This window comes from Salinibaculum salinum, from assembly GCF_037645885.1.
GTDB classification, from domain to species: domain Archaea; phylum Halobacteriota; class Halobacteria; order Halobacteriales; family Haloarculaceae; genus Salinibaculum; species Salinibaculum salinum.
The window spans coordinates 34,218-58,398 of sequence record NZ_JBBENW010000011.1 but is presented as its reverse complement, the minus strand read 5'-3'; the positions used below and the strand labels follow the sequence as shown (position 1 = coordinate 58,398).

Sequence of the window (24,181 nt, the reverse complement as noted above, 5' to 3'; positions counted from 1 at the left end):
CAAATTTATTTAAACTCCGTTTCCCCACATTGTCCGAGTCAGCAACCTCATCACATGGATTCTCTCTCTGCCGAGAGAATCCAGCAGCCTCAAGACGAGATATACAATTCTCGCGCTTCTGTCTCGAAGTCGGTCTTCTCTTCGGAGAGGATCGGGAGTAGTTCTGTCTCGATCATGTCGTCACTCATCTTGTAGCTCGGTCCGCTGATTCCGAAGGCACCGAACACTGTTCCATCTGGGGCAATTATCGGAACTGCGACCGCATTCAGTCCCTCGATGCACTCCTGATGGCTTACTGCGTATCCCTGCGATTGAATCGCTTCGAGTTCCTCGAACAGCGCAGCTTCTGAGGTGATTGTGTTCTCGGTTCGCTGGGGTAGCCCCCACTGGTCAATAATCTCTTCAATGCGCTCCTGCGGAAGGTTTGCGAGGATCGCTTTCCCTTGAGCGGTGGTCGTCATGTGGTAGTACTCAGCAACCTTAAATTGCGGATTCTGGATGCCGTTAACAGAGAGATGAACCGTAAGCAATCGACCGTCTTGTTCGACACAGAAGTCGACATATTCGTCACACTCGCCTGCCATCTCTTTGACGTATAAATCCGCCAGTTCATACGCATCGTCGCGCCGTTTGGTATACTCTCCGAGAAACAAGAATTTAAAATCCAAGTGGTACGTCTCACCACGTTTCGTGATATAGCCATTCTCTTGGAGGGTGTTCAAATGACTGAAAACTGTACTGCGAGCAATATCCAGACTATCTACTAGTTCCGCCATCGTTGCTCCATCGAGTTCTTGTATCTGCTCGATGACCTGAAGCGAGGTTTCGGTCGCGTGCACCATGTTTTGATTGTTTGAGGCCATTGGGTTATATCACTCCCCATCATTTATAAAAATTCCCCAGAGCCAAATCCAAGAGATTCTATGAGATCTCATCACCAGTCATGTGTACAGAACACATACTTGATGCATGTTACCAATATCCTCATCCCTTGGTAGCTCCTCTCGCATATCTGAATAACCAACTTCCAGTCTAAACACCTGCCAGAAATTCCTTGTGGCCAGAGAGGGAATTACTTACAAACATATGTGTGTAATTCGTAAAACTCAGAATCACACGTATAGTATTGTAATCTCTGAGACTGAACAAGAATATAAAAATTCGGTAGAGAGAAACAGCAAATCGGTGTCCTTACTGGCACGATTTGCTTGGGGATCGGCTCACCCGAAGGAATCGAGTGGGTCGAGCTCAAACTACAACGTGGGTCTTGGTTGGGGGATGGTTTGCTCCGCGCCAAAAGATATAATTACGACTAGTACGACTCAGTAGGCATGCGTCAGCAAGTTACAGTCAAGGATAGACGTAGCTGTGTCAATGTCTTCGACGTTGCAGGTGGTACCACATGAAAATCGGCATCAACGTCAGTGACCTCGAGTATGACCTCATGCGGGACTATGCGATGCGAGCCGAAGACCAGAATCTCGACTCCGTCTGGGTCGGAGAAACCTGGGGATGGGAGGCCTTTACACTGCTCGGAGAACTGTCCCAACTCACAGAGAAGATTACACTTGGAACCGGAATCGTGCCGGTCTACACACGCTCGCCTGCGCTACTCGGCCAAGCAGCCGCAACTGTAGCCGAGTCAACAGAGGGTCGTTTTGCGATGGGGCTCGGAACTAGCGGTCCCGCGGTGATCGAGAATTGGCACGGCGAGGACTTCGAACGACCGATCGGATACACCGCTGAGACGATTGACGTTATCAGACAAGTGCTCTCCGGAGACACCGTCTCTCACGACGGGAAATCGTTCGAGCTGGACGGATTCCGATTTCGTGCCCAACGCCAAACGCGAGACGTCCCGATCTACGTCGGAGCACTGGGGAAATCGAATGTCCGAATGAGCGGTGCTGTCGCCGACGGGTGGATGCCGATTTTCGTTCCACAGACTCGTATCGAAGAACTGTACGACGAATTCGTAGATAGCGCAGAACAACGCGAGAGAAACCCAGATGCGCTGTCAGTTGCGCCCAACACCGTGGCAGCAATCAGTGAGGACGGAGAAAAAGCGCGACAAGCAGTGCGGCATCACATTGCATTCTACATCGGCGCGATGGGCGAGTTTTATCATCGCACTCTCTCTGATGCCGGCTTTGGAGAGAATGCCAATGCGATCCGCGATGCCTGGCACGAAGAGGGACCGGAAGCAGCGGCAGACACGATCAGCGATGAGGTTCTCGAGCAAACGACCGTTGCTGGAACCCCACAGCAGGCCCACGAGCAACTCGAAGCATTCGAAAACACCCCTGCCGACGAGATCCATCTCTTCTTCCCACGATCTGCGGAGGCGGAACTCATGGAATCAACCATCGACCACCTCGGCACGTACTGAATCGTCGGATTCAGGATCGCTCGCCTGATTTCTTCTCCGCGCACACGATACGCCAGAGTGCGTGAGTTGTCAGATTACAAGAGAGTAAGCGTTTCCGTCCGTGTCGACTGCAGCGTTAGCTGCCGCCGGTCACGACGACGGGGAGATCGCTGTTGAGCAGTACAGACTGGGTTACACTTCCAAACAGTACCTTACCTGCGGGACTCTGTTTCCGTCCGCCCATAACGATTTCATCGGCATCGAGTTCTGCTGCCTTCGATTTAATCGCTTCCGTCGGTGACTGAGCGGCCCTCTCGACTCGGACGTCGAAGCCGGAGTCTTCGAGCAGATCGCGCACACGCCGGACCGAATTGACGCGCCCCGGTTTACGCATCGCGTCGGGAACGTCTTGCTTGACGTTTTCCAAGATGTGCATGAGAACGACTTCGACGCTCTCTGCATCTACAGGGAGTCCAATGAGATACTCCGCTTGGGTTAATCCACGGTCTACACTTTCATCAAGGGGTATCAGTACCCGATACATAACAGGATACTAAAGAGAGATTGTATTAAAACTATTCCAAGTCTTCGTCGTCAGCTGACTGACGAATCGGCAAATCCAGAGATGTGAAAAAGCGCAGCGAAACCAGATACCCGGGGTGAAGGTTACGAGTTACTCGAACGTCGCATCAGCGATGACCTCCCGCAATACTTCGTTTGTCCCTTCGTATATCTGTGGAATCTTAGAGAAGCGAAAGTACGTTTCGACGCGATACTCGTCGAAACAGCCGTAGCCGCCGTGGAGTTGCACGGCTTCGCTGGCAACATCTTCGAGTAACGTCGTCGCGATGAGTTTTGCCATCGCTGTCTGCTCGGTATCGAACTCGTCTGCCGCTTCGAACTCCCTAGCCGTTTCGTAGACGAACGAACGAGCAGCCGTCACGCGAGCGCGGAGATCTGCAACGCGGTGCCGCACTGCTTGCTTTTCCGAAATCGATTCTTTGAACTGCTGGCGCTCGGAAACGTACTCTATGAGGAGTTCCAGAGCACCGCGAGCAGCGCCGATAGCCGATGCAGCGACGTTGAGACGTCCTTCGTCAAGGAATTCCATCGCCTGATAGAATCCTTCCCCTTCGGCACCGAGCCGATTCTCTTCGCTGACTTGGACGTCGTTCAAAAAGACCTGTGCGATGTCCGTTGTCGCCGGCCCGAGATGACCTTCCATCTGTGTGGCTTTGAGACCCGGTGTATCGGTGTCGACGAGAAATGCCGTAATCCCTCGGTGTGCACTATCTGGCGAACTCGTGCGGGCGTAGACGACGAGTACGTCTGCAACGCTGCCATTGCTAATGAATACTTTGTCTCCGTTGAGCACGTATTCCCCGCCGTCTTTCTCTGCTGTCGTCTGGATGTTACCGAAATCGGAGCCCGCTTCCGGCTCTGTCATCGCGACCCCGCTGATTTTCTCACCTCTGATCGCTGGCTGAACGTACTCTTCTATCTGCTCGTCCGTTCCGTGTTCAACGATCGATTCACAGCCGAATGTGACGGACGTAACTGTCTCTGCGATGCCCGGGTCGGCCCTATGGAGTTCTTCGTTGACGAGCAGTTCCGTCACCAGATCCATTCCCGCTCCACCGTGTTCCTCATCAAATCGGGGGGCGAGAAGGTCGAGCTCAGCCGCCCGTTCGATGATATCTCTGGGGAACGTCCCGTTGCGTTCGTACTCTACAGCTGCTGGTTCGATTTCTTCCTCCGCAAACCGATGTACCTCTTGCTGGATAAACGCTTGTTCGTCACTCAATCGCATACCTCTGATACACCACCGCATTCAATTATAACTGTCGGTGAGTGATTTTACGATAAGTTATCAATCGGTGTGTTCTTTCATCCGGTTATTCGTGATTTGAGCGAGGATTTTCAAATCTCCATGCATCGCCCAGCAGTTCTCTCGCCCCCCGTTAGTGGAACGAAACGCCAACATTGTGCATGTCTTCGTTGTACCGGGCAATGTTGATCACGAGCGGTGTCACGCCTTCGGCTTCGCCAGCGTTTGCCACTGGCCCAGCACTTAGTGCTCGAACTCCGGTAATTTCGTTCGCGAGGCCAAGTACTCTCCGTCGGGTTTCAGGTTCGTCGGCAACCACCAGCGTATCGACGTTAAGTTCGTTATTCAGGTCGGCGAGTCTGTCAGCGGCGAGATCGTGGAACAAGTCCGCGACGGGGACCTATCTGGTGCGCGATCACCGAGGACGGTGATCGCTTTTTCTCTCGATTCGAAGAGTACGTCACCGCCGAACATACAAAATTCTCATTTTAGTATCATGAAAAGAGTTCAAAGGGCCTTATTTAGACGCGTAATTTGACGGTCATGAGTGGCTGACGCTGAGTCCGATGTTTCTGACAGCGCATTTGAGAACGAGTTCGCGGAACTGACCGGACGAGGTTCGAGCACGAACGACTTCACCATATTTGCGGCGGAACGCGAAAAACGTGGAGTCGACGTTCGAGAGTTGATGGTAGATCGTATCATCCTGCAATACATTCTTGGCGATGCCATGCCAACCGAATTCGCGGTGCTTGATAACCGGTTTAACGCCTTCTGCACGCAATCTTTGGCGAAAGAGCCACCAGTCGTAGCCTTTGTCAGCAGTGAGAATGTCCAGTTTGTCGAGGTTGCGTGTGACCATCTGCCAGCCAATCTTGGGAATCATGCGGTTGTTTCATCTAGCAATGTATATCTAGAATCAAACTAGTCCTGCAGTCAATCAGAGTAGTGGTTTTCACCGCCTCGAAGGTGTAGTTTGTCCGTTTAGCGTAGTGTTGGCTGGCAGCGCTCCGATCCATGCCGGTTGAGCCGATCGCCTGCACATCACCGGTGTTGTACAACTCCGCCGACAACCGCAGCAGGACGCCCCAGATCCGCATTTCTAGATCCTGCTTGCGCGTACACACGTGGTAAAATCGGGTAGCTCAGACACCGTTAGATCGAGTTTAGCGACAATTCCGTGTATATCGTGGAGCACGTCCAGTAACCGTCGATACGTGTGATCAAAATATTCACGGAGGCCGTAGATTGCCACGGTTATCCAGTAAGCGTAGCCGCCATCACCCGCTTCGAACGCTGGATCTGGCTCTCCGACGACGGCTTTTTGAGCAAGCGACACGACCCGATCAGTGAAGCGGGCGAGCTTGGATGACACAACCGGCTTTTCCCCCTTCTCCTCCTAATAAGTTAGACATTTAGCCGATCTTACTAGTTTACAAATACTTCGGAGTGAGAGTAAATTGGAACCACAAGCCAATCCCTATTTTACGGTTATAGTGAATGAATAGAAGGCACGCATCAAATCTATCCTCCGAGGTTGTGGTTCCCTCGACTTTCGGAGTTTAGGTTTTGATGTGTGCCGTATTTCCACACTGAATAAGGATGAATAGGTCCACATCTGCTGATTCTCGGATGAGTACTAGAAATGCATGCTAGAAAAGTTTCCTGGGTGAGAGTAAAATGGAACCACAAGATGTCACCCATTTCAAGGTAATTATGAATGAATAAAAGGCACGCATCAAATCTCTCCTCCGAGGTTGTGGTCACCTATTGCCACCTGAATGCTACTCGATGAGCGTACCGGTTCGCTGAATGTACTCTCGGAGGCGAGCATAGAGATCGCTTCCCTCCACTAGTGTTTCCCAGTCCCCGAACATCGCGCAGTGGTGTTTTGCTCTCGTCATAGCTACGTTGAGTCGTCGCTCTCCTGTTTCGCCACCAAGGAATCCAATGTCTCCGTAGGAATTTGATCGAACGAACGAGAGAACCATCACCCCACGCTCACTCCCTTGAAATGCGTCGAAGGTCTGGACAAGAATAGGTTTATTGTTGAAGTCACGTTGTTCTATCGCTGTTTGGAGAACCGGGACCTGATCACGATATGCGGTGGCGACACCGATGTTGTCTGGCGAGACTCCAGTAACGCCAACCAGCCTCAAAAGATACTCGGAAATGGCCTCCGCTTCGGTTTGATTGCACTCGGTATCTTTCGAGTCTCTGTTTTCTATATGTTGGGCGAGAATCGGTTGGAGATTATTGAGGGGCGTCCGATCAACTGCTGTGGTAAGGTCGCCGTCATAGAATTCTTCGGAAGAAAAGCCAGCGATATCAGAGTGCATCCGATACTGTTGGTCGAACTTGACACCAATTTCGTTTCCGTAAACCCCAGCTTCTCCCCCATACAGATGAGTAAATAACGATTCTTCGGCATCGAAATCCAACTCCGGCGGCTCACCGGCATCATCTGGAGTGAACGGACGCTCTGGACCGAGTTGTTTGTGATCTCCAACCAGAATTGTCTTTTCAGACCGTGAAATCGGGATGCACGTTGATGATTGACGTGATTGGGTAGCTTCGTCGACAATTGCCACGTCGAACGGGTTACTGCTGGGATTACCTAACCGAGCAGCACTGTTGTTCGTCGAGACATAGACGACTCCCGCCTCAGACTGTGGAGCCGAGATCGAGGGTTGGTCTGATCCGTAATGTTTCTGCTCAAACGCGCTCATCTTGTCATGCTTCGGATTAACCCGCACAAGAGGGAAGCCGTGAATCCGTTTGTGGTAGTGGAGACAGTGTTCATCGATATCCCCGTCACTACTATCTCCAACAAGAATATTCCCGACTGCTTGATGAGACTCAGCGGTGACTAGTACTGTCAGGCCAGCTTCAACACATCGGCGAACCAACTCAACAATCACCCTTGTTTTCCCAGTCCCAGGTGGCCCTTGAATGCAGGTTAGACCCTCCGCAGTGAGTGCCCGACTGATCGCCTCAGATTGGTTCCTGTTCTCGTACAGCTCGTCGTCTTTGCGTTCGCTTTCTCGAAGGGCACGCGAGTTCTCCGCGAACTCCACGTCACGGTTCCCGCTAAAGTAAGCCAGGACCTCCTCATTTATTCCCTTAACTGCATTTTCCTCTCTGTTGAAAACAGTTGGGTTAAGTAATTCACCGATATGGACGAAGTCACACTCAGAAACGGTCTTGTTAGCCTCATCAATTCGGTCCTGAGAAACGGCTAATTCAGGGAATCCAACAGTGATGTACCCGTTGTTAATCCGCCCTATTGTCCCTGTGAGAGTTTCGACGACTTCGTATTCATCGTTTTGCTCACCTTCTTCGTATTGGCAACACTGGACGAGAATCTCGTAGTCCTCAAACAGCCCATAGTCATCACGTATGTCTAGGTCATCAGGATTTTCGACAGCAGGCTGTACGCGCATCTGTACCCTCCGGATGCCGCCAAGCGGTTGTGCATATGGCAGGAATCCAATGTCCATCCGTCGGAGAGTCTGTGAGCTGTTTGAAGTGAGCGTCTCTCGGTTGTTTTCCCTCTCAACATCAGCCTCGTGGTCGATAAAATCGCGTAGCTGGTTCCCATATTCACTTGGTGAGATTGAAAGAGGGTTTTCAGGAGATATCGATGTCATCTACCAGAATGTATGTCCAAATCTGTTTATCTTTTCTCATTTCACATATGATAGTGTTTAGTTTGTATCATTGTGCCAACGAGCGAAAGCTTGGAACCATGATTTGGCTGTTTCTGGTTCGACGTAGCTAAAGCAGTTTGAAAACGAGGAGGGGCGGCGCTGGTGAAATCGTGCGATCTCATTCGAGTTTGTTTGTAGTTGATCCTACCCTCCGAATCTAGGCGTCGAATTTGCACCCCGAGGACCTCGCTAACCTCATCAACCTATTCATCAGTCCGGAAGGGTCATGCGTGAAGTTACTCGTCACCAAGTTCTGAAAGCCGAGTTTGAATTTCCTCAGCATCTGCATTAGAGAGCGCCTCAATACCGAACTGCACGAGAAGCGGGTAGAAGTGACGATTCTTCTTGAACTCGTCTTGGCCTGCCTTTCGGAGCTTCAACTGGGATTCGAGATAGATATCTTCCATCTCATTAAGAATGTCGTCCGGAATGTAAATCGTCCTCCCATTCCACTCATCCTTGATATTTGTCTTCGTTTTGCTCGTTTTGTTCGTTTCATTCGTTGAAGTCGATTCGGTCGGTTCGGTCGCTGAACTGGTTTCCACAGTTTCACTCACTCCACTTGTTTCGCTGGTATCGGTCTCTTCGTCCTCTTCTTCGTAGTTGCCCTCGATGCCGGAAGCATCACCCCAGCCGTCACTCATGCTTCCACCTCCTCAGGGGCAGTCTTCTCAAACGTCTCGTCGAACAGGTCGGCAATCTCGTTGAACAGGTCGCGTGCATCCTCGACGCGCTTGTTCTCCTTACCGAAGTCGAAGATAGACACACCTTCGCCGATTGATTGGGAGAGATCAGTGCGCTTCGGGATCTCAAAAATAGGAAGTGAGTACGCCGATTTAATCTCCTCGATAGTATCACGGTGTTCGGCGTTCTGTTCGACACGGTTGCAGACAATCGCGAGCCGATTGATATCTCCATACGCCTGTTCGAGGGAGCTCAGCTGCTTCGCGAAAATTTGGAGGCTGTTGGCGTTGAGTTTCTCAGGAATGACAGGGATGACGACGTTGCCGGTCGCCACCAGTGCGTTATCAGTAAGGACGTTCAGGGATGGGGGCGTGTCAACGACAATGTAGTCGTAGTCTCTGTCTAGCTCGTCAAGTGTCATCCCCAACCGCTCTCGACTCTTTGGCGCTTCAAGGAGCGTCTGGATGTTTTTGTTGTTCGCGAGCTTCTCACTTGCGGGGAGGATGTCGAATTCCTCGTGCTCAACGATGATGTCGTTGACTGCGTCCATCTGGTCGAAATCGAGCACATCGAACAACGTCGTGCGGTCAGTGTCATAGTACAAATCGTTGTATCCGAGTGAGCAGGTGAGACCCCCGTGGTAGTCGATGTCGACGAGAAGGACATCGTGTCCTCTGGCGGCAAGTGCGCCACCAGTGTGAATAACATCGGTCGTCTTCCCTGCCCCGCCCTTCTGATTCGCTACTGTGATTCGTGAGGTATCAGTCATCTCTTTCGTTCCTCTCAATTAGTTCGTTTTGTTCGTTTTTCTCGTTATGTTCGTTTGGCTCGTTCTATTCAGTGAGGGTGTTTCGTTCGGTGAAAGGAGTACTATAATAATAAAACCAACTGTTCGTTTCGCTCGTTGAAGAGATTTTGTTCGTTTTCTTCGTTCTATTCAATGAAGGAAGTGCGATTCAGCACCAAGCACTTCGTATCAACAAATCAGTTCGTTACATTCATTACTCTCATTTTGTTCGTTTCACTCGTTTTCAAAATCAGCAAAAGAATTGTCCTGTTCACAGTATCGAACGAAATGGACGCGTCGGGATTATACTCAGTGAGTCTAAACGGAACAGCACTCAACCAGTTTCGGAGGTGGATTTTAATCGACCTTCAACTTCTGTAGTGTGTAAAACCACACACTGAGATAGACAAGAGGTCTCGGTAATTTTCAAGAGGAACCCGCGGCTGTCCCCGTATTCAACAGGGAGACCCTAGCTGAGATTGAGTAAGGAATGGTTTAGATGACACCGCCAACGGCGAGTAGACCAATTATGAGGAGGAGCATTGCGACTACACTAACCCCAACTAACAACTTGTTCTCCATCGCCTTCTTGTGGAGGGGCATCTCGGCGTACTCTTCACGGAACGTCGAGAGGTTGTCCTCATCGTAGAAATACTTCGTTTTCAACGCGAACCGCTCGGTGACCGCACAGCCTGTACAGACCGGCTCCCCCTCCAGACGCTCGGTCTTGGTATGACTAGTGCAGGCGATTGCGCCACAGTTCGGACAGTAAGTATAGATTCTGTCGACGCCACTCGTGTCACAGTGGACGCAGCGATGGATCCCGTTCTCAGTGGTCACTCTAGATGGTCCCGCTGCATAGTATTCGTAGGGGTAGGTATACTCCTGCAACTCAATTGTGTGGCAGATCTCCGGAAGATACACAGGTTCGATTGACTGGACCGAGATGTCCGAGCGGTTCGGCTCGCAAGTCTTGGTGTACGTGACGTTATTGTCACCGGTGTAGCTCACTGTCGTCGTATGATACTCTTGCAGCCGGTCAACGGCCCATTCCTTGTATTCGGTTTGTGTCTGTCCGAATCGTCGCTCGTCGATCTCATTGAACACGTTTCCAAACTGCTCGGTGTCGAGGTCAATCGTCGCATTGAGGTTCTCAGTAACCAGCGTCGCGACATTGTCGTCGGCTACCTGTGGATGACCGCGTTCGGCGTGGACAACGACTTGTGTCCGGTCGTTGATGCGGTGAATTACACCGACCGACGTCTCAAAGACTGCGTTCGTGTCAGTCGTAACCGCGACCACCGGGCGAAACGTGGCAACCGAGTACGGTGCTGGGAGGTCGGCAACTTCGAGGTTCTCAATGTCCCGGATCGCTTCTTGGACAGGTGCATCGACATCAGCTGTCGGGTCAAACGGCCGGAGTGTCTCGTCACAGAGAATCTCGATACGGCCGTTGTAGAGGTCAAGGCCAATTTCGTCGGCAATTTCGCGGAGATCCTCCCCATCAAGTAAATCGATTGGATAGGGGTCATCATTCTCCTGGAGTCGTTCAGCATACTCTTCGGCTGGATTCGTGAAGCGACCTGTTGTGACAACCATCCCACTCTTCGGGCCATCAAAATCAAACGTCGCAATGGCCGAGTGCAACTTCTGGACAACAGGACGGCCGACCGTACCAGTATGCTTGCACTCAACGATAATAGCCCGACGGGTACCGTCGACGACCTCTTCCATAATCACATCGCGACCCTCGTCAGCCGTCTTCTCAGCTTGACGAACATTCTCATAGCCGAGATTCCGAAAGACATCCTCAATTAGATCCTCAAATTCAAACCCGGAGAGATCGTCTAGAACAGCCATTCGATGTATCCGGATGCTATCTCTCGACAACCAAATATGTTGGTGGAAAGTGAATGTAAGCCCTTGACTTTCGTACCCTCAGTGAACACTACGAATAGCGGTGATGTATGAGCAGACATATTTTTGGTATTTGGCTTGGTGCTTCCCAATATGCCGGAATTCGCTTCTCTTGAATCTCAGGAGGTGCGCGAGTATTGGGAGCATGAAGCACAAGAATTCACACCTTGGGTCGCAGATGAAATCCGTGCTGAAGGTGTATCCGAATTGGAGGACTCGCTAGGCTTAGATCTGGAGATCATTGAGGAGGAAAAAAGCGTTGGCAGGTACAACGTGGATATTCTAGCGAGAGTCGTTGACGACAATCGAAATGTTGTCATCGAGAACCAACTCAACCCCTCAGACCACGACCATTTGGGGAAGTCTATTGCCTATGCTTCTGGGGTTGATGCAGACATCATCGTATGGCTAGCTCCGCGATTCTACGACGAACATCGAGACGCGATCCAATGGCTTAACGAGAATAGCAGGGAAGGTGTCGACTTATTCGCAATTCGCCTCGAGGTTTGGAAGATAGGTGATTCAGAGCCTGCAGCCCGTCTAAATCCTGTCGCAGAACCAAGCGAGTGGAAAGAGAAAGCCAAGCGATCAAAGGGCGAATTAACCCAGACAGAGCAATTACAAGAAGAGTTTTGGACCGAGTTCCGTGATCGAATTGAGGATCGTGAGACTCCACTCAGTGCTCGAAAGCCATACCCGGAGTACTATTACAACAACCCAATTGGCAAGGCAGGTTTTGAGCTACAGTTCACGGTCAACTCGCAGGACGACAAACTCGGGGTTGGGATCGTAATTCGTGACGATGCAGAGGCATACTGGCAACTTAACGAAGAAGCTCAGCAAATCGAAGCAGAGTTCGACCACGAGTTAACATGGCATGAGCCGGAGGAAACACGCTCCGGCAAAGATCGGAGTCGAATCAATATCACAAAATCGGCTGATTTGGCCGATCAAGATCAGTGGGACGAATATCTGGAGTGGATGTTGAACCACGGCGAGCAATTTCATGAAGTGTTCCACGATCGAGTGCAGAAATTATAATCCGGTGGCCATTGGACGGACAATGCTGTTTGTGCCAAACCAGCTCCACAGGTAACGATCATTGTTCCACCATCTCAGAGTCAGGAGCGAGTGCCGGTAAGTTTCCTACTCGCTGATCATTAAGTCACCACCATAGATGGTTTCGAGGATGAGCGTATCGACTAGGCTCTCGTTGTCATTCGGGGAGAGTTCTGATGGGAGTAGTTGGCGGAGGTCACGTGGACAGGTAATGATGATTATATCATATGGATCGACTTTGTATCTCGGCTCATCATCCGGCCCAGACAGACTGACATCAACGAGACACAGCACGTAGGGAACCGACCCATACTCACCGGCGGGCGTCACGAATTGGTATGCCCTTTGGTACTGATTGAGACTGAATTTGAAACTAGGACGGTCGGGGTCGACAGATTTCACTTCTACAGGAACCGGGGTCAACGTATCGGATTCTTGGTACGGAGTTAACTCAACGCCCTCGGATGGAGCTGAGACATCACTGGCTTGTCGGATTGCCCAGCCCGTAAGGTCCAAGATATCATACCCAGCATCTCCCTCGTCAGTGATATCAAAGGCCCTCGTTGGAAACTCCGTTCCAGATTGACCTAGTTCGTCAGGGGCGGGTAAGGCATCAACTGCGAATAGATCATAGTCTGTCCACCCATCCACTGGTCGCCAATAATTATGGGAGTCTCGGCGCATCGCAGCAAGTTGGGCCTGAATCGTTTCGAGTGGCAGGTCAGTCTCATACAGGGCCTCATAAGATCGCTGCAGGACATCAAGCTCTGCAACCCGTGGCTGGTCCCCGGTCTGATTGATGGGTCCATCTCCACTCCCTCCTCCACCGCTACTACCATCGACATCCAGAGAGCTGATTGATGCTGAAAAATCGCTGTCAAGCCCATCGCCACGGGTTTTCCAGTCAGTATCAGACGCCATCTGATTGAATAACGTAGTGTTATCTGTTTCCGTATACCCGTCACTCGATGACGAACTCCCTGTTTGTCGTCCAGAGGTGTTCGAATAGTCCTGCCTAGTCATTTCGAGTATCTTGTTTCGGAACTCATCAGGGGAGCCACCGAGGTATTCAGCAATGGCTTCCACGAGCGCTTCTGCGGATGGTGTCTCTAGAGGGGGCTCTTCAGCAATAGCCAGCCACCACGCGAGGTGGAACCACGTGGAATCATTGTGAAGCCGAGTAGTGAGTGGCTCCACACTAGACTCGAAGCCGATCAACTCGCCCGATTCTTCACTTGGGAATATACGATCAGCCCATGCTAATGATGCACCGTGTGCTTGGAGATCTGTAAGCTCGCGGGGATTAGAGATTTGCCGGTGGGTAGTCTGTTGGATTCCAGTGACCAGTTCGTGGAGGATCTCGGCTATTCGACGAGGGTGTCCGTTCGGAAGAAGTTCGTTGAATGCGGGTAATCGATTTGTGGATCGATATGCTGGGAGTGTCTCTTCCAATCGCTGCAAGGCGGTGAGCTGCTGTTTCGAAGGGGATTCATGGGGAGTGTCGATACCGAGAATAGATTTGAGTATGCCAATCCGTGTATTTGACGTCCTAATGAGTTTCCCGGCCCAAATTCGGAAGGTGGTCGATTCAGTTGTACACATTCCATCGATCGCCGTTGCCACTGACTCGTCCATCACACGTTCTGTCTCCTGTGCGAAGGGGGTGCCTTCTTCCAAGCAGCGTGCAATTTTCTCCCGAAGGTCGGGGACAGCTATCCCGTCTGGAAGAGTTAGCATCCCCCGTTCAATTGTGATTGTGCTGTCGAATAGAATCGCAGCAAGCCGGAGATCCGTTTCGAGCTCCTGTACGTCGGTCGCGCGGAGTTCTTCCCGGACCGTGTCTTTACCTTCGACATCTCGGCCAAGAAGCGCGAGCTTGTAGGAGTCTTTGTTCCCTCCCCCATAGAGAGCCATAAAGAGGTCAGCAAGAGAAACTGGTTCCGTTGGATCATCAACGACCCTGTCGTCATAGGCAACCGTGTAGTTCGATGCTGCTGTTACATTATCCAGATCTAACCCTGTCTCACTATCAACGGGGGTAACTCGCCATGCAGTTTCTCGGTCGCTGCTGTCAGTCTTGCTATGATCGATACGTCGGAGTGTCTCGGTGATCGTCTCGTATTGGTTTCGGTGGTCTGTCTGTGCTTCATTACCCGGTGCAGCCGCCAAGACTCCGTATTTGATTTCGGGATCTTCAAGGGCGTTCTGTAGCCGATCACCGTCCGCGTCGGTTGTCTTGGATCGGTCAATCTCTGGGTATTGAGATGGCTGCTGAGTGGCTTCCGTCGCCTCCCAGAGGGCTTCAAATTCGTCTTCACTGATGTAGCGGCTTGGCGGCCGAGGGAGCAGATACCGGTTAGGCCTGGACTCCACGTCCGCTTTTTCATCCGCGTCGGTTGTATCGATCTCATCAGTATCGGCTTCGAGTTGGGCAAGTCGATTCTCCCAGTCGCTCTCGGTGGAGTCGTAGTAGACAGCGGTATCGAGTGTATCACACGAGAGACCGACCCAAGTGCCATCGCTGGTTTGCGCTGGCACCCGGTCGAGAAACTGCAGTTTCCCGAGCGTCATCTCGTCGCTGCGGTCGTTTACCTCTGCTCCGATTGTGCCAAGTAGTGTCCCACAGAGAGTTTGCCACGCATCGATTGCTGCAATACCTGGAAGTTCTATTGCAGGATTGGCATGTTCGACATATCCTTCCCCAACGGCAGTATCTGAGTCGGCGGCAGGAGCGCTTGCTGCATCAATGAGCGCGTTGAGCCGAAATGCGGCTTCGGTTGCGTTCAATTCTCCGAGTGCTTTCACCCCGAGGGTTCTCCAAACCGATTCGGGGACAGGTGATGCCGCTGGATCAATACGTGGGAATGCAGAGGCAGCAGTGCTGCGGTTGTCGATATCTTCTTCCAGTACAGCATACTGCAATCCCCACTCGTCATGGTCGGTCCACAACCCATCGATGGTCGGGCTGTAGAACCACTCAACCTCATCCCAGTCGGTTACCGCCCGCAACTGCCAATTGAGGAGAGAAGGTACGAAGTTCGCAATATTCTGTGTGTTCCCTTTTCCATAGTCACACGACCATCCTGTTTGGAGAACTGAGTCCGCGAGTGCATCGCCATACAACTCTAATAAATTCGCGAGTTCCGACGCAGTGATCTCCGCAGTACGTTCGGGGGAGAGCCACAACCAGGATGTGAGCATAACATCATAATTAGCAAGCTCATGAGTTAGCGTGTCATCCCCGCTCTGTGGGTAGTGTTTAACGTCACAGTTAGGTGTATGATCAGAACTCTCTCCTGGACCAAACGGTGGTGTCACTAAGAGGTCGAGATAGGTCTGTCCGATCGTGGAGTCCAAAACATCGGTAAGTTCCGAAAGACGACCGTCGCTCTCGGCTGTCCACGTCGTTGGGTTCCACGACGAAACTGTTTGCCGATCCGGGTGGATATCATCGCCTCGAAGGAAAAGCGTCCGAACATCGGGCAACACGGATACACCAAGCATCCCAAGTTGCGTGGCGATCTCGGCCGAAGAGTGCTCAGTCAATCCATCCAGTTCGTCGGTCGAGGGAAGCGTTGCAACGGGTCCCTCAGTCTGAATAGGTGGCTGGGTTAGTTGGTCTCCGTCAGCCTCAGTTAGATCTTCGAGCGGAGTCGCCCCCTCATCTTCCGTCTCGAAGTGATTCGAAAGCCAATCCCGAATGAACTCTCCCCCAAATCGGATAGTGTAACCAGGTTTCGGTTCCTCACCGTCCAGTAGTGTCGCTGGAATCGAGATCTGTCTCGCGTTGACTCTGGGTTTCAGATTGTCGACAGCGGTCGTACTGCTCGCTAGTTTTTTGATCTGCTCCTGGGGATGATAACCACCTTCCACAGCATCAAGCGCAATGGTCTGTGAGTCAAAGTCGATTGCATTATAGACCGTTATCAGGAAGCTGAGGTCGGCTATCGAGATTCCAGCGGACTCATCTCGGACGTCTCTGAGGAGAGTCCGATACAAGTCTGCTGCACCTGCATACTCCCGTGTTCCCCAATTGGCATCTTTGATTACCTGCTGACTCTTTGGAGATGTCGTCCTGCTGAGAAGGTAGAGTGCAAACCCAGTATCTTCCGGTGGTACAATTTCGTCGTTAGTCTCATTCTGTGGCCGGAGGATCTGTCGCTGATGCTCTCCACGTGTTTCGTGAGATTCGACTCGGACTAGCTGGACGTGGCTCTCAGTACGTTCGGACACCGAGAGGTCCGACTCCTGGTTCTGGATAAAGGGATCACATGGGAGGAGGTAGGGGCCCTCGGTGGCTGGGGTAAACTCAGTCTCATCTGGGAATGTATCGTCCTCTTCACCGAGTGTCACTGTCGCTTCAAGAACTGCTCGGCCAGTTTCGGGGGGAACCTCTGAAATAGCACATCCAACGTCGGTCTGAGTATTGATAATCTCGCCCCATGTTTGCAAGACGGACCACCAAGGAGTGATCAGCTGCGTTTTGAGGTCGGTATCAGGATCGTCTCTGCTCACCAGTTGCTCAAGACGAGAGTCCCGATTGGTAGACACCCCGCTTTGTAGATGTCCCAGAAGACCTGTTGAGAGAGAATCCTGATGATTGTCGGGGTTATCCGAGGTGGTACTACTGTCGATTGCCTCCGGTCGGACCTGTCCATCAACGAGCCAGCGCAAGAGGGTGTCTAAGGTCGTCTCGGTTGGAAGCGACATATCGACAGCAGAATCGGCACGCTGGAGCACACGGGCAGGATCCAGTTCCGAGTCCGCATAGTTTACCAGCGGATAGAGTGCGCTGATCCCTGCCAGAACAGACCTATCATAGTGGAGTAGCACATTTTGTGTAGTATCCGCAGTGGCGATGAGCGACGCCTGAGGGGTATCCTCCGAGACAACCTGGATATTATTGTGATGCCGAAGTCGGCGGTAGATGGCTGCTCTCAGAACTCGCAGAGGTTCATTATCGGCGACTTCACCCATACTTTTCGCGGCAACCTCTTCAGCAACGGGCCAGTCGGTATACTCCTCGTTGTCTTCCAGCGGTTTCGGAAGCAAGCGCCAGGGGATTGCTGCGCGCTCTATCTTGGGCAGCTCTTCTGCAGTTGCGAGTGTTTCACTCAAGTATCCGATTAGTCTTGCAGCTTCTGCTGCCACGACGCAGTTCCGCTCTAGGCCACTTCCAGCCAAGCTTTGTCGATTCTGTTGGACGACAAAATCTCCGTGGATACAGTATGGGAACTGATTCTCGGCACCACTGATAGGATAGTACAAGTGGGGCGCATAAAGCTCGCTGTCACCATCACTCGTAACCGTCTGGAGAAGCACTGAGATTTCGATGTCCTGTTTTGCTATCTGTGCATTTTCAGTATCAACTCCTCCCGCATCGTCGCTAGTCTCCCCTTCGATGTCGGGGTGGTCATACCAGTCATAGTCACCATACTTTTGACGGTCGGTGAATTCGGCATCCCAGAACGTGTAGGTTGATGTATCTGTATTAGCAGGTGTTTCGAGGTGGTTGTGAGTGCTGACTGTTTCGAGTTGGACAGCTACTTCTCTGACAGCAACCTCCTCGGTTCCGGACCCATGTCTAATCTCCTGGCCAGCGATCGGAAGATCGGTTGCATCGTCTTCTTCGACACGCTGCCGGCCAAACACCTCCCAGCTCTGGAGACTACTTGGATCATCTATACTGTCACCGAATCGCTCGACTACCAAACGATCGATGTGCCCCAGATTGAGGAGGAGTTCTGGTGTGACTCGGTCCGTATCGCTATTGTCAAACCAAGCCTGATCCTCCAGTCGCTCTGCTGGGTCCTGGTCTGGTGACGACGGCTGCGTCCCCGTGATGGCTTCAAATAATGCTCGCCAATCTTCATCCTCAAAGTCGACAAAGACGGCCGTTGTTAATGGCCCAACGTCCGATAGTAATGACTGTATCTCGGATGGGCATGAATCCAAGTCCGAGCCGTTCTTTTCACCGTATGTTAAGAGATCTGTGGCTCGGTCTCGAAGTGGACGGTCGGCGGCCCCGTTGGTAGGTGTTTCGAGGACTTGGTCCCAACTTTGCATCGCAACCGGATAGGTGAAGTAAGGGATCTGGTCGGCCGAAAGCGGGACTGACTCCAGTTGATTAGTATCAATCGAGGTATCAAGGACTTCAGAACCACCAATTGCAGTCTCACAGAATCGCTCGTACGCCTTGTCTCCTAGTCCGATTCCTCTTGCGTCGGGGACCGCACTCGCGATGGCTGCGAGTGTCGTCCGGGGACCACAGAAGACACGCCAGCAGTCCCGTGGTTCCAGTGTTCCGACTTGGCCGGGAGCCTTTGTCCAGACTTCATAGGCCTCGCCCATACTTCGGATCGATGTAAGTCCGACACCGAATTGACCGATCGTTTCCTCACTGGTTTCAGAGTGGCCTAGGATGCGGAGTGACTTGCGTCGTTCCGGGTCGCTAAAATCGAACGTGTCGCCCGTGTTTGCGACGACGAGGCCATCATCACTGATGCCAATATAGACGCCCCGTGTTCCGATAGCTGGGTCAGACTCTGCTTCATAAAGGCCACCGGCTGCGTCTTGAGCATTTTGTAGCAACTCGAGAATTTCTCGCCCGCGGTGGTCTTCCGCGGTGAAGGATTCGCCCCCACTGATACTCAGCGGTTCCAGCAACATCTCCTCAAAGTCGGAGGTGTCATCATCCGAGTCGTACGCTGCGACCCTCTCGACGATTTTTTCGAGTGGCCGAATCAATTGCTCGCCCCAGTCCCACTGGGCGGCTGGCCTGGTCTGCCGTGTCATATCTATTGCTACCCGTCGCGGCCGACTTGCATCGCGCCGCACGTAGCACCAGTTGACGGAATACCGACATAGTAGTTTGCATACGCCTACGTTTGGAGGCCGGTTTAGCAGCACTCGATAAGGCGAAGAACCGACAGGCCGCTCTTAACCAACAAAGTTATGAAATGGAGAACCTATGTTGGTTAACGCAGAACGCTCTTATGTATACACGCGGAACGAGCGTATTTCTACAGTGTAGTGGCGTGAATCAGGGGAGATGTCTCTGTCAAAGCTGACGTTCGGACGGATGCTTGAGCCGATCTTCACATAGTGCACCATTTCACGAGAAGCACCTCTCCTGCGAAAAGGTGTTTAACCAACAAGATTCGTATATTGTTGTCTGTTGGTTAATTCATACACGTTCCATCACGAATCGACGAGTGAGATCGACGTGGTCGCTTCGACAGAGTGCGTCAGCAGATGAGCAGAAAGAGCCAGTACGGGAGGTAGCAGATGGAGGTGCCATTTCGCTCGGCGACGAGAGAGCCCTCGCCAACTGACTCCGCCGAAAGGTTATCCGTGATAACGAACCGGTATGGCGCTTCGTAGTCTAAATCCCGTAACTCCTCGCTGCCAGATTTTGAGTGCTGGCCGACGCTGGGGTCAAACTCGGCAGCGACCTGGGCTGCCGTGTCGTTGTATGGTTGGTACGAGAGAACAAATGGTACAACGAGTCCGTCGCGGTGCAGAATGTAATCGACAAGCCCAGAGTCTGTCTCACAATACTCTACATCGTAAGCATTAACCTGGAATGCAAGCCTCTTCGCGTGGTCAAACGCGACCATTCGAGCGAGTTTGTACTCGAACTCGTGATTGAGGACATTTTGTTGCTCATATTCTTCGAAACCATAGTGCTCCTGTCGTTGTGAGAGGAGTACCGCGTGTCGGGGGTTCCGAGGATAGAGGCGTGTACGACGATGCCGACGCAGTGAGAAATCCTGCGACTCCGTAACGACGATTCCCTCCTCATCAAGCAGGTTGAGATACTGGTCAACCGTCCGACGGTCAACACCAATTCTATCACTGATGTCGGTATACTGAACTTCTTCGCCAGCGTGACTGGCCGCGAACGAACAAAGTCGGTGGAGGTTCTCAGGATGCTGCACCGATCCGTGCTTCGCTAGTTCCTTGTAGAGGAACAGCAGGAACTGTGACCGAACGAGGTCGTTTCGGACCGACGCATTCTTCGCTCGGTGAAGAATTCCCCCCTTCCGAAGATAATCGCGTGCAGCGTCGTGTAGGCCATCTCGCTTGTCCGGATCGATATACTCGAAATAAAGTTCCTCAAGGCCCTGTACTGCTTCCTCAAGATTACCACCAGTTAGGTCGAGATCGAGACGAATCTGCTTGATCGGAGATGATCCAGAGAGCCCTTTAGTACGATAAGAGCGGAGCTGCTCGGAAAAATCCGCTCCAAATTCCACCTGGAGCCCGCCCTCGTCTTCATGATAGCCAATAGTGTCGACGAACTTCATAGGGAGGACTGGGAGGGGATAGCAAATCTTGTCGATTCGGTCTGTATCACCCTCTCCGCTGAGATCGACCTGATCCTCTACTACTCCAGAGAGAATTAAGTAGGTGTCTTTGTCGACTAGATCGCGGAGGACGCTGGTTCTGCGGTCTCCGAGATCGAGTACGTTCACGTCATCCAGGAGGATATATTTTCGACCGCGGCGAGGCGCAACGTGCGAACGGAAGTACTCTACTACCTGGGTCAGTTTTTGTGCTTGATCTTCTGGGCGTTCCAGATGGTACAGCGAGGCTTCGAGAGGAAGATAGAGTACCTGTCGAGGAGTGACCGAAGAGAGGAGCTCATGCTCTCGACCGTTCTCTGGGAAATCCGCCGTGTCGATTAGTGCCGCAACGAGTTGCTTGAGCATCGTCGTCTTCCCGATACCCGTCTGTCCGAATATCGGGTAGACAAGCGACTCTACCCCTTCTTTGTCATACTCATCGATGCCGCGTAGAATCCTATGAAAATCCGACCGAGGAGAGCGCTCCATAACCTCCTCAAGATCAACAGAAGGGCCTTCATCCCACCATTCGTTGTGTTGCTCTACGTCAGCGATGTAATCTTTCCCTGACTCTACATCCGGCATATACCCGTATTTATACGCCGCAAAGGAAAAGGCTTCGCACATCGAGATGTGCCTATCTATTGAGATAGTTTGTAGAGAGTTGTATCTCTACGTGACGTATCGGTGCCTGTGCGGAACAGGCGCTACGATCAGTGCGGTATGAAACAAAATTGCAACAGCGACGAATGGTTTTAGAGACGGAGGTGGATGATTCTGGGTCTGCGGGGGAGCTACACCAGGTTCCGAATACACCACCAATGGGAGGGTTACTCCTTCTCCACTTCACCTTTGGCGAATTTACTGTATTTGTAATTCGTCTAGTCGCAAAACTTTTGACATTGGGTAGTCAATGTTTGGATAGATGTCAACCCAGCCCGACATTGAGGACAATGAGCGAATCGACATGCGGGTGCAGGTTATGGCGGAGTTAGATTGTCCCTCTGAGAAGATGGCACAGCGCTTCGAGGTCCGTGACACTGCCGGGAACAAGTTCCCACTCACGATTTGGAAGAATAACGCACTGAGTGATTTCGACTGGGAGTTGGAACAGTGGTACAAACTCGACAACGCGCGTGGTAACGTCTTCCAGGGAGAGAAGAGCTTGAATGGTTCCTCGAGACTGCGGGCCACCCCAATCGATCCCCCCAGAGAGATCGCTCAAAACAAACAGTTGTTCGAAACCGTTGAGGACGGTCTCCCGTATCTGTCGCTGTATCCCCTAGACAGCGATTTCGCGGAGTTGTCAGTCTACAAGTACCAGATACAAGCGGAGGGCACCTTCGACAACTCGCCAATGGATGCCACATACGACTTAGCGTCGTACCTTCGAAAGTGTACTGACTCGCTTGTAACCCATGCGGGGGCCTTGAACATCGTCTCAACAGGTCGTCTGAATTTTGAATTACCAGACCCCTTCGTACTCGCAGAGGAACAGCAGACGACGCTTCGAGCCAGTGAGCGAACAGAGAACAATCAGATCGAACGGCTGCTCAAGCACGCACTCAAGCGGGCTGTGGACGGGGACTCCTACGAAGCACAGCAGATCAACCGAATTCTGGAACGAGATCCCGATATCGTCGGCTCAGATTCACTGTTTGAAGCATGTCTCGCGTATGAGGCGCGAATCGAACTATTCCCGTCGGGCGATGCGTTCGTTGGAGTCGAAGTTCGGTACCACACTCGGAGCCAGGTTACTGTCGACGAGTACGTGGATCAGGTGGATGCCGACATCGAAGATTTCGTCGATACCTCTGTCGAGCACGATCCAGAAACCTATGATGTCCCGGGAAGTGGAACACTGAAAGGATTCGCCGACGCACACTTCACCGATCCGCTTCAAGAACTCGGGAACCAATCACTCGCCGACTGGTACGAGCAGAGGGGTCGCATCTCCGAGGATCTTGCTAACGAACTCCGCGACGTGGATCCAAAACTCGTCGAGGTGTGCTATGATCCAGATGACGACGAGACAGATGTCCACGTTCCCCACTTACTCCGGGTCGCTCCACGGAAGGAGGTCGTCAAGGCCGTCTCACCGCGGTTCCACCAAGAATGGGACCGATCAGCAAAGATGCTTCCCAACGAGCGGTTCCGGAAGGCAACCGCGTTCGTTCAGGAACTCGATGCACTACCGGAAGTTGACGCCCGGGTAGAACCGAATCCAGCCGGCCCAAGCCTCTCGTTCATGTCGGCGGAAGTCAGCCAATCCGACAACCTCCAGTTTGGGGACGGTCGGATGGCCGGTGTGCCAAGGAGGGGTCTCCAGCGCCACGGCGTCTACGAACGTCCGTCCTCCTTCCACATTCACTACCTCGTCCCAGAAAGCGTCGCAGACGAATTCGAGACCCTCCGTGACCGACTCGAAAGGAAATTACGAGACATCGACTGCCCACCAGACAAGAAGAGCTACACCGAATACGAGCTAGGGAAGGCGATCGAGTACAACGAAGCAGCCGCTGCAATCCACGATGCGGACGCGGCACTGATCGTCGTTCCATCCCCTGATGCCGACTCCATTACTGAAGGTACGATAGACGATCCATATCCAGAGTTCAAGAAAGCGTTCGGAAAACAGCGTATTCCGACGCAGATGGTTCGGATGACCAACCTCGATAACAAGTGGGTAACAGACAATACCGCACTCGGGCTCGTCGCAGGTGCTGGTGGTGTCCCGTGGCGCGTCGGCGAGATGCCTGGCGACGTTGATTGCTTCGTCGGATTGGACGCGACTCGAGACCCAGCATCTGGACAGTTCCTGGGTGCCAGTGCGAATGTCGTGCTCGCCGACGGGACGGTATTCGTGTCAAAGACGCAGTCGCTACAGTCCGGCGAGACGTTCGACGAAGACGCTATCGTCGACGTACTCAAAGACATTCACCGGGAGTTCGTTCGGTCGGAGGGGAGATCGCCGGAGAGTATCGTTATCCACCGGGACGGAAGGCTATTCGAAGACGTCGGTAAGATCCTCGAACCGTTCGCGGAGACCGAGATTGATATCGACATCCTCGACATCCGAAAGAGTGGCGCTCCCCGTGCCGCAGTCCGCGAGGACGGCGATTTCAAGATCGACAACAAGGGACGTCTCTTCGTCGCTAAGCACGGCGATTACGGATTCCTCACAACGACCGGGCGTCCAGAGTTCGACGAGAGCGACGGGCTGGGGACTCCCCGAGCTCTTCGTGTAGTTCGCCGAGCTGGAGACACACCCATGCCGACGCTACTGAAGCAGGTGTACTGGCTGAGCGAGAGTCACATCGGAAGTGCACAACGGAGTACTCGGCTCCCAGTGACGACCTACTACGCCGACCGGTGTGCCGACCACGCACGGAGGGGATTCCTCCTGAACGGAGAACTCATCCGCGGAGTTCCGTACGTATGATCAATAATAGAGTTACTCACCAATCCATGATTCCCAAA

At 52.3% G+C, this 24,181-nt stretch carries 12 protein-coding genes and 3 pseudogenes; 3 read left to right on the top strand and 12 right to left on the bottom strand.

Going from position 1 to position 24,181, the window contains the following annotated elements; all coding sequences use genetic code 11:
* Window positions 1-89: 89 nt before the first annotated feature.
* Entirely contained in the window at window positions 90-863 is a 774-nt protein-coding gene (locus WDJ60_RS11320; RefSeq protein ID WP_340100545.1) for an IclR family transcriptional regulator, read from the bottom strand.
* A gap of 539 nt (window positions 864-1,402) precedes the next feature.
* On the opposite strand from WDJ60_RS11320, the gene WDJ60_RS11315 reads away from it, so the two are divergent.
* Window positions 1,403-2,389: an LLM class flavin-dependent oxidoreductase gene (locus WDJ60_RS11315; RefSeq protein ID WP_340100543.1), complete on the top strand. Its 987-nt coding sequence runs from the start codon at window positions 1,403-1,405 to the stop codon at window positions 2,387-2,389.
* 115 nt (window positions 2,390-2,504) lie between these two features.
* Here WDJ60_RS11315 and WDJ60_RS11310 read toward each other — a convergent pair whose 3' ends face one another.
* The 9 genes and pseudogenes from WDJ60_RS11310 to WDJ60_RS11275 all read right to left on the bottom strand — a co-directional run bounded on the left by WDJ60_RS11310 (window position 2,505) and on the right by WDJ60_RS11275 (window position 11,237).
* Complete coding sequence (locus WDJ60_RS11310) at window positions 2,505-2,912, bottom strand: universal stress protein (RefSeq protein ID WP_340100542.1); 408 nt, start codon at window positions 2,910-2,912, stop codon at window positions 2,505-2,507.
* A 129-nt stretch (window positions 2,913-3,041) separates the two neighbouring features.
* Complete coding sequence (locus tag WDJ60_RS11305; protein ID WP_340100541.1) at window positions 3,042-4,178, bottom strand: acyl-CoA dehydrogenase family protein; 1,137 nt, start codon at window positions 4,176-4,178, stop codon at window positions 3,042-3,044.
* Between the two features lie 151 nt (window positions 4,179-4,329).
* A pseudogene (locus WDJ60_RS18840) lies at window positions 4,330-4,596 on the bottom strand (Rossmann-fold NAD(P)-binding domain-containing protein); the annotation flags it as partial.
* Between the two features lie 141 nt (window positions 4,597-4,737).
* Window positions 4,738-5,571 (bottom strand): annotated as a pseudogene (locus WDJ60_RS11300) (IS5 family transposase).
* A 409-nt stretch (window positions 5,572-5,980) separates the two neighbouring features.
* On the bottom strand, window positions 5,981-7,846 hold the full coding sequence (locus WDJ60_RS11295) for an AAA domain-containing protein (protein ID WP_340100540.1): 1,866 nt from the start codon (window positions 7,844-7,846) through the stop codon (window positions 5,981-5,983).
* Window positions 7,847-7,903: 57 nt separating this feature from the next.
* Window positions 7,904-8,005, bottom strand: a pseudogene (locus WDJ60_RS11290) (IS6 family transposase); the annotation flags it as partial.
* 137 nt (window positions 8,006-8,142) lie between these two features.
* Entirely contained in the window at window positions 8,143-8,550 is a 408-nt protein-coding gene (locus tag WDJ60_RS11285; protein ID WP_340100539.1) for a DUF8160 family protein, read from the bottom strand.
* A complete protein-coding gene (locus WDJ60_RS11280; protein ID WP_340100538.1) occupies window positions 8,547-9,359 on the bottom strand; it encodes a ParA family protein in 813 nt (270 codons plus the stop codon). Before WDJ60_RS11280 ends, WDJ60_RS11285 begins: the two co-directional genes overlap by 4 nt.
* A gap of 513 nt (window positions 9,360-9,872) precedes the next feature.
* The gene (locus tag WDJ60_RS11275) at window positions 9,873-11,237 is read right to left on the bottom strand and encodes a restriction endonuclease (RefSeq protein WP_340100537.1); all 1,365 of its coding nucleotides are present in this window, start codon (window positions 11,235-11,237) and stop codon (window positions 9,873-9,875) included.
* 150 nt (window positions 11,238-11,387) lie between these two features.
* Between WDJ60_RS11275 and WDJ60_RS11270 the strand changes: the two genes are divergently transcribed.
* Window positions 11,388-12,335 carry a DUF4268 domain-containing protein gene (locus tag WDJ60_RS11270; RefSeq protein ID WP_340100536.1) on the top strand — a complete coding sequence of 316 codons (948 nt, stop codon included), beginning with the start codon at window positions 11,388-11,390 and terminating at the stop codon, window positions 12,333-12,335.
* Window positions 12,336-12,440: 105 nt separating this feature from the next.
* On the opposite strand, the gene WDJ60_RS11265 is transcribed toward WDJ60_RS11270, so the two are convergent.
* Window positions 12,441-19,100 carry a sacsin N-terminal ATP-binding-like domain-containing protein gene (locus WDJ60_RS11265; RefSeq protein WP_340100535.1) on the bottom strand — a complete coding sequence of 2,220 codons (6,660 nt, stop codon included), beginning with the start codon at window positions 19,098-19,100 and terminating at the stop codon, window positions 12,441-12,443.
* A gap of 500 nt (window positions 19,101-19,600) precedes the next feature.
* On the bottom strand, window positions 19,601-21,286 hold the full coding sequence (locus tag WDJ60_RS11260; protein ID WP_340100534.1) for a DUF4143 domain-containing protein: 1,686 nt from the start codon (window positions 21,284-21,286) through the stop codon (window positions 19,601-19,603).
* A gap of 340 nt (window positions 21,287-21,626) precedes the next feature.
* Here WDJ60_RS11260 and WDJ60_RS11255 point away from each other — a divergent pair, with 340 nt between their 5' ends.
* On the top strand, window positions 21,627-24,143 hold the full coding sequence (locus WDJ60_RS11255; RefSeq protein ID WP_340100533.1) for a Piwi domain-containing protein: 2,517 nt from the start codon (window positions 21,627-21,629) through the stop codon (window positions 24,141-24,143).
* Window positions 24,144-24,181: the final 38 nt, after the last annotated feature.

Excerpts from the sequence above, each read along its gene's own strand:
- WDJ60_RS11320 (WP_340100545.1), bottom strand. The coding sequence starts at position 863 with ATGGCCTCAAACAATCAAAACATGGTGCACGCGACCGAAACCTCGCTT.
- WDJ60_RS11315 (WP_340100543.1), top strand. The coding sequence starts at position 1,403 with ATGAAAATCGGCATCAACGTCAGTGACCTCGAGTATGACCTCATGCGG.
- WDJ60_RS11310 (WP_340100542.1), bottom strand. The coding sequence starts at position 2,912 with ATGTATCGGGTACTGATACCCCTTGATGAAAGTGTAGACCGTGGATTA.
- WDJ60_RS11305 (WP_340100541.1), bottom strand. The coding sequence starts at position 4,178 with ATGCGATTGAGTGACGAACAAGCGTTTATCCAGCAAGAGGTACATCGG.
- WDJ60_RS11295 (WP_340100540.1), bottom strand. The coding sequence starts at position 7,846 with ATGACATCGATATCTCCTGAAAACCCTCTTTCAATCTCACCAAGTGAA.
- WDJ60_RS11285 (WP_340100539.1), bottom strand. The coding sequence starts at position 8,550 with ATGAGTGACGGCTGGGGTGATGCTTCCGGCATCGAGGGCAACTACGAA.
- WDJ60_RS11280 (WP_340100538.1), bottom strand. The coding sequence starts at position 9,359 with ATGACTGATACCTCACGAATCACAGTAGCGAATCAGAAGGGCGGGGCA.
- WDJ60_RS11275 (WP_340100537.1), bottom strand. The coding sequence starts at position 11,237 with ATGGCTGTTCTAGACGATCTCTCCGGGTTTGAATTTGAGGATCTAATT.
- WDJ60_RS11270 (WP_340100536.1), top strand. The coding sequence starts at position 11,388 with ATGCCGGAATTCGCTTCTCTTGAATCTCAGGAGGTGCGCGAGTATTGG.
- WDJ60_RS11260 (WP_340100534.1), bottom strand. The coding sequence starts at position 21,286 with ATGCCGGATGTAGAGTCAGGGAAAGATTACATCGCTGACGTAGAGCAA.
- WDJ60_RS11255 (WP_340100533.1), top strand. The coding sequence starts at position 21,627 with ATGTCAACCCAGCCCGACATTGAGGACAATGAGCGAATCGACATGCGG.